Origin of the sequence: Thalassoroseus pseudoceratinae (genome assembly GCF_011634775.1) — a bacterium.
GTDB lineage: Bacteria > Planctomycetota > Planctomycetia > Planctomycetales > Planctomycetaceae > Thalassoroseus > Thalassoroseus pseudoceratinae.
Window position 1 is genome coordinate 1 of record NZ_JAALXT010000014.1, and the last position, 11,120, is coordinate 11,120.

Sequence of the window (11,120 nt, forward strand, 5' to 3'; positions counted from 1 at the left end):
GGCACAAGACGTGAAGACATCCGACTCCCTCCCTGGAGAAAAACCGGATCATCCACATCCTCCAAAATCAAGCAAGATCAGTTTTGACCACACGCTCTAAGACTCAAACCGTCATCGACGGCAGGGCAGCGTTTTCGCAAGCCTCGCAGCAACCGTTTTTCGGTTTCTTCCGGGGTGGCCTCGATGAAAACGGGGATCACATCATCGTACAATCGAGGCAAAAGTCCGGCCTTGACCAATGATGTTTTGCCACAACCGGATGGCCCGTAGATCAGCCCTACTGAGAACGTATTGTCGGGATCGCTTTCTTCAATTCGGCTCTTCCAGAACCGTAGACCGTCGGGTAGACCGTGTCGATCCCGTGGGCCGGGCAAGAGTTCCAAGAAGAAATCGGCGTCTTGGGCGTCAAAAGAACGCAAGCCCTTAGGCACAATCTTAACGTGCTGGCTGTCGAGGGTATTCGATTCCGTGGCTGGAGATACAACGTTCTGCTCTTTTGTTGACCCGCCCTGTGCAGCCAAGGTTTCCGATGCGGACGAAACAATAGCACCCTGAGAATCCCCGCCTTGGATGGCTGTCTGCTCCTGAAGAAACAAACGTAGGTCTTCGGCGAAGTCCTTGGCAGTTGTGTAGCGATCCGTGGCACGCTTGGCCATCGCCGTATGGCAAATGCGCTCCAGTTCCTTTGGAATACGATCATCGTATTGCCTCGGCGGACGAGGCTCATACCTCACGATCTGCTCCATAATCTCGGGTTCGTTGTCGCCTCGGAATGGTTTGCGAACAGCGAGCAATTCGTAGAGAACCACACCCAAACTAAAAATGTCGCTACGGCCATCGACCCGGTGTCCCTCGCCACGAGCCTGTTCGGGACTCATGTAAGATGGCGTGCCTGCGCACACTGGCCCCTCGCCGAAATTCTCTTCTCTCAGCGCCAACCCAAAATCGGCGAGATGTGGTTCTCCCGCACCATCGATTAGAATGTTGCCCGGCTTCACATCCCGATGCACGAGTCCCTGCTTATGAGCATAATGCAACGCTTCGGCAATCGTGGCGACAAGTTCGGCAGCATCCCGATATTTGAGCCGTTGCTCTTTCAGCACTTTGGAAAGGTCAGTTCCCTCGATGTACTTCGAGACGACGTAACAAGGGCAATCGTTGGTGCTACCAACATCAAAGACTGGCACAATATACGGGTGATCGAGGTTAGCGACGGTTCGAGCCTCAGTCAGATAGGCTTCGGCGTCTTCCGATTTCAAGATCAACTTGGCGTGCGGCAGCTTAATGGCAACCAGTCGATCCAGTTGCTCATCGTGAGCCAGATAGACGAGGCCGAAACCCCCTTTGCCCAAAACCTTCTCGATACGATACCGACCGATCCGCTGGGGATGTTCGACAGACGCAGCGTCATTGTGCGGGAGCGAATGCTCTTGGTAATCCTGTGTTTCATCGAGGGGATCGAAATCATTCACGCCTACGGTCGTCACCTTTCGTCAGTGCCGGTCGTCTTGGACGCCTATGAGTTGAGCCAATTCTAGCAAAGCGACCCAGTGATTTCAGCAGTAACAGGCGTTTGCACGAAATGAAGCTGAGTGTAGGATACGACTTGCCGCAACCTTACTACGCCGTCTTTTGGGGGGGACACGATTTGGTTGCTGTGGCTCCGTTGCAGTAATTCGTTTGAGTGTTGATTGCGACTGTCCTGCAATGGAGCATCACTTGGTTGAATTGAGGAAGTATAATTCTGCGACTCTCAAAGTAACCCAACACGAAGATCAAAGCAGGCAAACTACCCGAGATGCCGATAAACGAAAACCCGTATGCCGACTGGTACTGTCACCTGTTTACAGCCAACCGCAGGCAGTTCGTGAGTTTATGGAAGAAGATTGGCAGGCATCCGCTTACCAGAAGTTCATCGCATCGGCAACGGTTTGTTTCGCCAAGGCCCTGAATCGCAAAGTGACGGGATCGTTGAATGAATGGGTGATGGCGGCGACTTCCTCGCTGGAATCGGGCGAAATTGCTCCACACGATGTGGGGTTCGGTCTGAACGATCTCCTGTTCTTGGCAATCGCCTCGGAAGTGGATCAGGGATACGGAAGACCGAAAGACGGTTTCAAGCGGTTGTCGGTGGGCAAGTAATGAGTGATTCTCCAACCGCCAACCGAGATCAATACCGCAAAAACCTCAAAGGTCGGGCGCAGCACGGTTGCGGAAATCTGTGTGAGAACTCTTCACTTCCGCACAGCGTTCATCAGCAACAAACCCACTCCCACTAGACAGCCCAAGCCAATCACGGTGTAGCCGACCCTGAATGTCAGGGCGTTGTCGGTCGGCTCGAACGTCGCCAAGAATCCACCGACACAGAATGCGGCGACGGCAAGGAACAGCAGAGTATGAACAACGGTCGGAAAGTGGCTCTTCGGCAAACTTCGTGAAACTATTTTTGTAGAATGAGGTCGTGATGGAGTTCCGACCACGCACCTCAGGAGATTGCGTACGTTGTTACCCACATTGCCGTCCGACGCGGGATTGCGTTTGGATCGTGTGGAAATGAGTGATGTTCTTGTTACGTTTTCGTTGAGCCCTTTGGCGCTGACCGCCCCCAAGTTTGCCGGTTTGCTGCAGTTCATTCTCTCTCCCTACCCAAGGACCGCTCCGAAAGCTTTTGACCTCCTGGCTCAATTCGCTCCGATCTTCCCGCCAAAACACCAAAAAGGCACGAGCCGGCCGAAAGGGAATTCGCCGATACCTTGCTTCCAACGTCCCAACCCAAGCCGAGGTTTTGGAAGATCGGATGCTCTTGACGGTAATCATCAACGAAATCATGCAGAATCCATCTGCAGTGGACGACGGGGATGGTGAATACTTCGAAGTTTACAATGATGAACCCACCGGTTTCGACATTAACGGTTAGACCATCCTGGATGACGGTTCCTATAGTCATATGATTGGTAATGGCGGTCCGTTAATGGTGCCCGGCATGGGATATTTGGTACTCGGCACGAATGCGGACATGGGCATAACCGGCGGTGTTCCTGTCGGCTACGAACATGCCGGAATCAATCTGGCCAATGGCGATGATGAAATTGTGCTACTCGACGACGGGCTGAATGAGATTGATCGCGTCGAATACGACGGCGGTCCGAATATTCCCGATCCGAACGGCGCCTCCATGGAGTTGATCGATGCCTCTCAAGACAACAACGTCGGTTCCAACTGGGCTACGGCGACGACAACCTTCGGCGATGACGATATTGGCATACCCGGTGCGCGAAATAGCGTCAGCGGTGCCGACACAACCGATCCGACTATGCAAACCACCGATCCCGCCGGGGAATTGATCGCGAACGGCACCACGGATGAGCAAGGTCAATTCACGCTTCAGTTTCAAGGTCAGTCGGGAGCGTATGCTTGGGAAAACAAGGGCACCGCTAGTGAGGCCCCCATCATGGGAGAGTCCCGCGGGCAAAGTCTGGAATCCTAGAGGAAGGCGGCGCAGTATTTGAATAGTCTCAAGAACCGGCCCAGACGCAGGAAGTACGGGACACTCGCTCAATCGCCGCTAACGATTGACGTGACTGAGAATCGACAAACCCACGACATACGACTTTGAATTGAAACGGTAAATATGCACTCCGACACCGTCTCTGTTGATGTTGGCGATTCTTGATCCACCGCTATCGCGCGGAAGACCGGAATGCGGTCTCGTTACAAAGTTGGCCCGAAAGTTTGTAGGCGATTGACTAGGCTCTCGCGGTCGATTGGCTTGGTGGCGACTTCGTTGAAACCGGCTTTCAAACATTCCTCTTCATTGCCTCGCATGGCGTTCGCGGTCAGAGCGATGATTGGTCGCCGATAGCCGGCCGACCGTAATCGCCGGGTGGCTTCGGTACCGTCGAGCACCGGCATTTGCAAGTCCATCAGGACCACGTCGAACGGCCATTTCTCCGTCTTCTCCGCGAGTTGGATTTTCTCGATCGCTTCGCGACCATCACCGGCCTGGACCACTGCGGCGTCTTGCTTTTCCAGAAACTTCGAGATAATCACCTTATTATCGGGAGCGTCGTCGACTAGCAGAATTCGCATGCCGGCCAGTGAGCCAAGCGTGGGTCGCTGCAACACGCCACTTTGCTCCGGTGGGGCGACTAGCGAAGTCACTTGGTTCGTAAGGTCTAGCGATCCTGTCGAAACTGTCAGCCGGAATGTACTGCCTTGCCCGGCCTGACTCGTGACGTGCAAATCGCCGCCGAGCATCAAAGCCAATCGCTTGCTTATGGTCAGTCCCAGCCCGCTTCCGCCGTATTTGCGAGTCGTACTGTTGTCCGCTTGCCGGAAGGGTTCGAAGATTTGCTTCATCGCTTCATCGGAAATGCCGATTCCGGTGTCGATCACGGCAAGCGATAGCAGCGGGCAACGAGAATCCATCCCCAAACACTGACCGACAATCCGCACGCTCCCCGATTCTGTGAACTTAATTGCGTTGCCGACGAGGTTGATCAGAATCTGTTTCAGACGGATCGGGTCCGACTCAATGCGTTCCGGGATGCTTCCCTCGACTTTCGACTGCAATTCGAGACCTCGTTCCTCGGCCCGAACCTCTAACAGGTCGATCACTTCGGTGACGAGTTTGGGAACGAAAACCGTTGTCTTTTCGACCGTCAGCCGACCAGATTCGATTTTCGCCAAATCGAGAATATCGTTGATAATCTCCAGCAAATAGTCCGCGTGTTTCCGGACCGTTTTCAAAATCTGTCGCCGTTCTTTCCGCGTGGTATTCTCTTCACGATCGTCCAGCAAATGGTCAATGTATCCAATGATGGCGGTCATCGGCGTGCGAATTTCATGACTCATGCTGGCTAAGAATTCGCTTTTGGCGGCGTCGGCGGCGACGGCCTCTTCTTTGGCTCGGCGAAGCTGTTCCGCAAACCGACGGGCGTCCTCAACCGAATCGCCACGCACCGCTTCCACAATTTCGGAACTTGTGCCGGCTTTCGTCCAGGAGGATTGGAGTTGTGAGAACACACTTTCCACAGCGAACTCGAAGTGTTTCAACAATTCCGATTTTTTTTCGTCCAGAAACGATTCGAATTCCGTCATGATCAACTCTTACCGGATTGAGAAAACTCGGTCAGCACTGGTTGGCACCGCGCGATGGCGTGTTCGAGACTTGCAATCATTGGTTCGAGTGCGTCCTGTTCACTGGCATCGATGGTCGATTCGATGGACCACGCCGCTTGTCGGACTTCATGACACCCCAAGTTATCTCCCGATGACTTGATCGTGTGAGCCATGCGTTGGGCATTTCGCCAGTCCGAATCCGTGATCGCTTGTCGTAAATGACGCAGCCAGTCGGGAGCGTGTTCCAAGAACATTCGTGCCACCGTTTGGGCAATTTCCAGATCGTCCCCGGCTCGGTCCAATGCATCGTCGCGTTGAAACACGAGGGCTTGGTTCGTGTTCGATGATGAGTTTTCCGACGACATGAAACTCTCTTTCGCATCCGTGTCAACGAATTGACAATGGGAATCAGGGGGACAATTTCGACGAATGATCCTCGGTTTCGGATTCCTTCCACACGCGTCCCAACGGCGTACCCTGACGGATGGCCGTCATCAATCGCGTTGTGTTGCGGATCCGCGAATTGACGTCGATGACGCTCAGCCATAAGTGAACGATAATCAAGATCGTCAGGATCGCGAGCGACCAGCTGAAGACAGTCATCCGCGATTTGCGGGCGGTCATCCGCTCGGTTCCATTGCCCATGGCGAACTTGGCGTTCTTATCGGCGATTGGCCGCGTTTTCGCGACGGGTTTGGGCTCGTTCGAGGTTTGTTCGATTCGCAGTTGGTCGACGATATTCCGGATCGTTTGACGAAATTCCTCGCCGCCGGTCAAGTGGAAAACCCGTAGTAGGCAATACACGTTTCGGCGAAACAGTTCGATCTCGACTTGCCAGGGGATTTTTGCGTGACGGTTCGCCAACGCACTTTTCGTTCGGAATCGAACACCCATTTGGAGTTGGTCGTTTCGGCGAGGAGCCGGATCCGTTGTGCGTCGGCGTGTCGCCCGGACCAATCGAGTGGCTGCGTCTCCTCAAGCACTTTGGCTTTGACGTAAACGGATGGGTAAGAATCCGTCGCGCGTAGAAAAACAGCTGTCATGTAGTCCGGCGCTCGCGGCGGGACTTGTTGCGGTTCCCACCCGATCGGAATTCGCAGCACGAGACATCGCGAAGAATCTTCCCCAACATTCAGTCGGTGGAGTATGCCGGGCGGTGGCGGATTGAATCGGGCTTCCGCGATGACCTCCGCCGCGCACCACAGGGCCGCGATCAACAGGAGAAACAACAATGGCCAACCGAATAGACTTTGCCAAAAGCGTTTCATCCGATTCGAACTTTCATTGTGAGCGCTCGGGGTTCGCAGGTCGAGAAGGCTGGGAATCGGTTGTCATGACTCGTCTCCGGTCAGTTCCGCCGGTATGATTCGCTGCATTTCATCGAACGTTGTGATGCCACGAGCAACTTTGATCAAGGTCGCTCGTCGCAAATCGAGCATTCCCTCGGAAACCGCTTGCTGTGTGAGTTGTCGCGACGATTCTTCATTGGCAATCATCCGTCGAGTCGCCGGTGTGGCTCGAAAGACTTCAAATACGCCGCTCAGACCGTTGTAACTATCGTCATCCGTGGAGGCATAAACCGTGAGCCCCACGTTGTTCTCCGGCGAAGTGGGCCCCAGGAAGTCAGCGACGTCCTCAAAGGTTCGCGGCGCGGCTCCGAGATTGACGGGCACGCGGCGGTCGGGGTCGAGTGTTCGCACGAGGCGTTGACTGATAATTCCCAGCAGACCTGTGCTCAGGAAGTAAGCTGGCACCCCCATTTTGAGCAGGCGTTGGATGGCGGTTCCGGCGAAAGGAGCATTCAAGGTGGCTAACACCAGATGTCCACTATTGGCGGCGTTCACGACAGCGTCGGCGGTTTCCGAATCGCGGATTTCGCCGATCATCAGCACATCGGGGCCCTGTCTGAGCACTCCGCGGAGCAGGTCTGCCATATTGGCCGCTCCACCGGTATCCAAAGCGGTTTGCCGCAGACCCGGCACGGCATACTCGACTGGTGACTCGATGGTGTGGATCGAACGTCGTCCATCATGCAATGCATGAAGACAGGCGTAGAGCGTGGTCGTTTTTCCGCATCCACTCGGGCCGGTCACGAGAATCAAGCCGCCGGGTCGGTTGAGCATCGCCGTGAGTTCGGCATGTTGCTGACCAACAAACCCCAACGACGACAGTCGCTTGAGGCCGTCGTTCGGGTTCATGAGTCGAATCGCCAACGAGTCGCCGTGCAACGTCGGCATGGCATGCAGTCGCATCTCGGCGGTTCCGCCACCGATGCGTTGCATCTTCCAATGCCCGTCACGCGGATAACGCCGTTCCGTCCGTTGCATTCCGGATTCGGCTTGAATGTGGGCGACACATCGCTGACCGTTGTCTGAAGGCAATGTTAGAAACGATCGCATAATTCCCAAGCGACGGATGTCGACTTGCACGTCGTCGGCTTGCGGATGGAAATACAAGTCGCTGGCTTTCACCTGCAATGCCTGATCGATCACAAATTCCACCGCTCCTTGCGGAGGCATCGTTCCGATTCGTTCAGCCAATTCGTCCGAAAGCTCGTAAGAGCTTGCCGGTTCAGTCGCCGTTGCCATGAGAAGACTCGTTTTGGGGTTCGGAATGTCCGTTGGACGGGGCTGACCGCACGGCGAGTTCTTCCGCTTGCCGCGAGTTGCCGACGAGTTTCAAAACCAAATCCATCCGCATGATCTGCATGAGGTCCGACGCGACGGGGCTCAGGTCGTGGAGTATCAGCGTGCCGTGGTTCTTTTCGCATTCGGAATGGCATTTCAGCAACCATTCAACGCCGGTGGAATCGATGTGATCGATCTCCGCCAAGTCGAGCAAAACCTTCTTCTTGAAGACGCCGTCGCCACAAACAAATGCGAGGGGATCTCGATCGTCGACTCCGTTCTGGGCAATTCGCGGATCGCGCGAGAGTTTTCCACTCGCCCGAAGTTTCACGACTTGATCATCGTTGGAAAGAATTTGAAATTGCATGCGGAATTCTCTTAGATGGCCTGATCCGGGCCCGCAGATGTCTGGCCACCGCGTCGATGCACTAAGGTGATCTCGTTGCCGCGTTCGTTGAAATGCACTTCGTCCATGAACGTGCGAATCAGATACAACCCGCGACCACTCGGGCGAAGCAAATTTGCGGGGTCGGTGGGGTCGTAAACCAAGTTGGAAACATCGAAGCCGTCGCCGTCGTCGCAAATTCGATACACGACTTCCTCGGGCGATTCCTTGACATGTACGCGGACTCGCCGATCGCGATACGGCAACTGCGTGCTCCGCTCGGCGGCGAGGAGATAATACTCGTTTCCGTCACCCTCGCGGAGCTTGGAACACAATCCCAAATTGCCGTGATGAACCGCATTTCGCAACGCCTCATGCAGGGCCACTCCGATGCGGATGACGCTGGCCCGTTCGGTCCCGCCAAACTCCGTGAGCGACTCCTGCAATCGCGCGACCAACGGAGAAATCAAATCGCCATCGTTTCCCAACTCGAAGAAATACTCCGATTGGCGCCAGCATCGACTCAGCCGTTTCCGCTGCCTTCGTTCCTGGGCGATTCCCAGAACGCTGGAGATGGTCCCATGAGCTTGGCCCGCGAAGCTCGCTTTGGGAATGTAGTGGACGGCCCCGACTCGGAGAGCTTCCGCGGCGATTTCCTCGCTCCCATGAGCCGTCACGAGGATGACGGGAATCTCCGGGGTCCGCTCCTGGACTTGTTTGACCAGTTCCAAGCCATTCATGCGAGGCATTCTGAGATCGGTGAGGATGACATCCGGAGGATCGATCGCAATTTGGTCCAACGCATCGACCCCATCACCGACCGTGCGGACCGTACAGAGTTCGTCTTTCTGCATCAAACACCGATAGAGTTCTCGATCCACGGGGCTATCGTCGACGATCAGTAGCTGAAATCGTTCTTTCATAACGGAGATATTCGAGTTCGCTTGGTCGCAGCCGATTGATTGATGACTGCCGTCAATGTAGCAGGGTCGAATTTCCACGGACACCAACCAAAAATGAATTTTCGATGAGGACCCGGATCCATCATTCAGTCGGAGGGCCGGTCGTTCCCGACTCGGCGATTTCGCGACTGCGAGCGCGTGTGGCTTGCACCACGTATTGGATCTCCTCACGAGCTCGATCGGAGATCACCGACTCACTCAGCGTGATCGGTCGGGTTCGCCGCAAAAGGGGCAGAAACTGCAATTCGACCACATTTTTCAATCGGTATCGCTCGGGAACCAGCGGTCCGGGTTGTCCCAGTTCGTCCGCGAACGACTTGAGTTCTTTGGTCAAGCTTTCGCGGTACGAGTTCCATTCGGTTCTGGACGGAGCGGTTTTCGCAAAATCGTTGTAGTCTTCCCAGTAGTCCTCCAGCTTAGCCGCATGTCTCGATAATCGGGTTGCCGGTGCCACCGGCCCGAACAACGACCAAGCGAGCAGACCGACCGCGGCAAACCCCAAAATCGGGACCAACACGCGACGCTGCCCGAACACGAGGAATTTTTGCCACAACGGTTCGCGAACAATCCGACCGACGGCGGTGGACTCGCGCTCGAAGACGGGCCATTGATCGTCGATATTGAGGGCCTTGAACATTTCCCGCGTGTCATGGCTTGGCTCGCAAACGGCGAACACTCCACCTTTCTCTTTGACCACTTCGGCCAGGCGAGTCAACGAACCGATCAACTGAGTTCCGACATACGACATTTCGCCGAGATTGACAATCACGTGTTGCAGCGGCTGGTCTTTGTAGTATTTCACAACGCGTTGAAATTCGGTCTCGGAATCCACAATGCCGAAACCCACAGGCAGCCCTCGAAACGTGACAATCAGCGTATTGCCCTTGCGAACGGTCGCATAGAGTTGATTGTCCGCAAGAACGTTTGTGCGAGTCATGAGCAAGGGCAGTGTTGGCGGGACGGTGTGCAGCAGGAGACGTGCGGCATGCGAACGTTGACAACATCGACGTCGCATGCCGCAACAAACGGATGACCCGACGTTTGTGCTTTGGATTTCACTGGGATAACTCAAGGATGTGAAGGCAGTGAGGAGGAATTGTGAAAAAGCAACAAAGAGCCGCCGGGGCGTTGCAGTCGATTACCTTTGGTGCACACGGATTGTCGCAGAACCGACATGTCACGTTGACATTTTCTTCACGCAATGTCTGAAGTGTAGCCGCGAAAGGAGCCAAACCTTGCAACACCAGACAGTCAAAATTGAAGCGGGAGCCGCACGCAGTCTCGGTGCCGTCGTCCCTGCGGATCGTCCATTGAATATCTTCGCCATCGATAACCAGACGGCCTACGCGGTTTCCGGAGCCGAGGAAGCAGTCGCAGACTTTCTCAGCCATCACCAACCGAGCTTCTTTCGGAACCTTGAGCCGAATCCGAAGGTTGACGATGTGTTGCGTGGAATTCAACGTTTCCGGGACGGTGCTTACGACATCGTTCTAGCAATCGACGGCGGCTCCGCGAGAGTCAAGCGCTCTCATCGCTGGGGCTTCCTGTGTTGCGTGTAGTTTCCTCTTTCAGACATGCTGTCGTCATTACCCCGGCGGAACCGGAAAACCTCAATCGCTCTGTCCTTCCTGTCGAAGGCACACAGTTTTCCGACGGCGACCTTCCCCGCGCCTGCCGGGCGTTCACTCGCGTTACGGCCTTTCTGCTCGCTGACTCCCAGAAGGAGCCTTCTCTTGAAGTGCTTCAGTCCAAGTCGTTACCTCCTCGAACCGCCCCAAGTGCTTCCGGCTGGAGCGACAGACTTGCCGGGTGGGATTCGCCCACATCGGAAACAAACCGCCTTCTCACGGCGCACCGAAATATTCGGGCCAAACCGTGACCGGTCCAACGCCAATTGCACTGGTTTTCGATGCGATTTTATGAATGAAACCCCTGTTTTCGCTGCGGTTTCGTTAAGTTCCTGCAAACAGAAGAAGAGTAACTGATTCAAATTGTTTTTGAGTGGAGATAGTGGTTGAAGTTGTC

Annotated in this window: 13 protein-coding genes; 4 read left to right on the top strand and 9 right to left on the bottom strand. The window is 54.9% G+C overall.

The window, feature by feature from the left end; translation table 11 throughout:
- Positions 1–77 precede the first annotated feature (77 nt).
- Positions 78–1,472 (bottom strand): serine/threonine protein kinase, encoded by a 1,395-nt coding sequence (locus tag G6R38_RS27550; RefSeq protein WP_206028770.1) that lies wholly within the window; start codon positions 1,470–1,472, stop codon positions 78–80.
- Positions 1,473–1,875: 403 nt separating this feature from the next.
- Here G6R38_RS27550 and G6R38_RS27555 point away from each other — a divergent pair, with 403 nt between their 5' ends.
- From G6R38_RS27555 to G6R38_RS27565, 3 genes are all read left to right on the top strand, one after another.
- The gene (locus G6R38_RS27555) at positions 1,876–2,142 is read left to right on the top strand and encodes a DUF6933 domain-containing protein (protein ID WP_166832068.1); all 267 of its coding nucleotides are present in this window, start codon (positions 1,876–1,878) and stop codon (positions 2,140–2,142) included.
- 655 nt (positions 2,143–2,797) lie between these two features.
- Entirely contained in the window at positions 2,798–2,917 is a 120-nt protein-coding gene (locus G6R38_RS28205) for a lamin tail domain-containing protein (protein WP_166832070.1), read from the top strand.
- Positions 2,918–2,983: 66 nt separating this feature from the next.
- Entirely contained in the window at positions 2,984–3,487 is a 504-nt protein-coding gene (locus tag G6R38_RS27565) for a hypothetical protein (protein WP_166832072.1), read from the top strand.
- 224 nt (positions 3,488–3,711) lie between these two features.
- Here the strand turns inward: G6R38_RS27565 and G6R38_RS27570 are convergent, their stop codons facing one another.
- The 8 genes from G6R38_RS27570 to G6R38_RS27605 form a co-directional block, all read right to left on the bottom strand.
- Positions 3,712–5,100, bottom strand: coding sequence for an ATP-binding protein (locus tag G6R38_RS27570; RefSeq protein WP_166832074.1), 1,389 nt, complete (start codon positions 5,098–5,100; stop codon positions 3,712–3,714).
- A gap of 2 nt (positions 5,101–5,102) precedes the next feature.
- Positions 5,103–5,486: an Hpt domain-containing protein gene (locus G6R38_RS27575; protein WP_166832076.1), complete on the bottom strand. Its 384-nt coding sequence runs from the start codon at positions 5,484–5,486 to the stop codon at positions 5,103–5,105.
- Positions 5,487–5,529: 43 nt separating this feature from the next.
- A complete protein-coding gene (locus tag G6R38_RS27580; RefSeq protein WP_166832078.1) occupies positions 5,530–5,898 on the bottom strand; it encodes a hypothetical protein in 369 nt (122 codons plus the stop codon).
- Entirely contained in the window at positions 5,895–6,389 is a 495-nt protein-coding gene (locus tag G6R38_RS27585) for a hypothetical protein (protein WP_166832080.1), read from the bottom strand. The genes G6R38_RS27580 and G6R38_RS27585 overlap by 4 nt, the downstream gene beginning before the upstream one ends.
- Positions 6,390–6,452: 63 nt before the next feature.
- Positions 6,453–7,709 (bottom strand): GspE/PulE family protein, encoded by a 1,257-nt coding sequence (locus G6R38_RS27590; protein ID WP_166832082.1) that lies wholly within the window; start codon positions 7,707–7,709, stop codon positions 6,453–6,455.
- Positions 7,693–8,115, bottom strand: coding sequence for an STAS domain-containing protein (locus G6R38_RS27595; RefSeq protein WP_166832084.1), 423 nt, complete (start codon positions 8,113–8,115; stop codon positions 7,693–7,695). The genes G6R38_RS27590 and G6R38_RS27595 overlap by 17 nt, the downstream gene beginning before the upstream one ends.
- Positions 8,116–8,126: 11 nt before the next feature.
- A complete protein-coding gene (locus G6R38_RS27600) occupies positions 8,127–9,056 on the bottom strand; it encodes a response regulator (RefSeq protein ID WP_166832087.1) in 930 nt (309 codons plus the stop codon).
- Positions 9,057–9,177: 121 nt separating this feature from the next.
- On the bottom strand, positions 9,178–10,032 hold the full coding sequence (locus G6R38_RS27605; RefSeq protein ID WP_166832089.1) for an STAS domain-containing protein: 855 nt from the start codon (positions 10,030–10,032) through the stop codon (positions 9,178–9,180).
- Positions 10,033–10,330: 298 nt separating this feature from the next.
- Here G6R38_RS27605 and G6R38_RS27610 point away from each other — a divergent pair, with 298 nt between their 5' ends.
- The gene (locus G6R38_RS27610) at positions 10,331–10,654 is read left to right on the top strand and encodes a dehydroquinate synthase/iron-containing alcohol dehydrogenase family protein (protein ID WP_166832091.1); all 324 of its coding nucleotides are present in this window, start codon (positions 10,331–10,333) and stop codon (positions 10,652–10,654) included.
- Positions 10,655–11,120: the final 466 nt, after the last annotated feature.

What these genes read in the sequence shown, in the direction of transcription:
- G6R38_RS27555 (WP_166832068.1), top strand. Translation starts at nt 1,876, where the DNA reads ATGGAAGAAGATTGGCAGGCATCCGCTTACCAGAAGTTCATCGCATCG.
- G6R38_RS28205 (WP_166832070.1), top strand. Translation starts at nt 2,798, where the DNA reads ATGCTCTTGACGGTAATCATCAACGAAATCATGCAGAATCCATCTGCA.
- G6R38_RS27565 (WP_166832072.1), top strand. Translation starts at nt 2,984, where the DNA reads ATGGGATATTTGGTACTCGGCACGAATGCGGACATGGGCATAACCGGC.
- G6R38_RS27570 (WP_166832074.1), bottom strand. Translation starts at nt 5,100, where the DNA reads ATGACGGAATTCGAATCGTTTCTGGACGAAAAAAAATCGGAATTGTTG.
- G6R38_RS27575 (WP_166832076.1), bottom strand. Translation starts at nt 5,486, where the DNA reads ATGTCGTCGGAAAACTCATCATCGAACACGAACCAAGCCCTCGTGTTT.
- G6R38_RS27585 (WP_166832080.1), bottom strand. Translation starts at nt 6,389, where the DNA reads ATGAAACGCTTTTGGCAAAGTCTATTCGGTTGGCCATTGTTGTTTCTC.
- G6R38_RS27590 (WP_166832082.1), bottom strand. Translation starts at nt 7,709, where the DNA reads ATGGCAACGGCGACTGAACCGGCAAGCTCTTACGAGCTTTCGGACGAA.
- G6R38_RS27595 (WP_166832084.1), bottom strand. Translation starts at nt 8,115, where the DNA reads ATGCAATTTCAAATTCTTTCCAACGATGATCAAGTCGTGAAACTTCGG.
- G6R38_RS27600 (WP_166832087.1), bottom strand. Translation starts at nt 9,056, where the DNA reads ATGAAAGAACGATTTCAGCTACTGATCGTCGACGATAGCCCCGTGGAT.
- G6R38_RS27605 (WP_166832089.1), bottom strand. Translation starts at nt 10,032, where the DNA reads ATGACTCGCACAAACGTTCTTGCGGACAATCAACTCTATGCGACCGTT.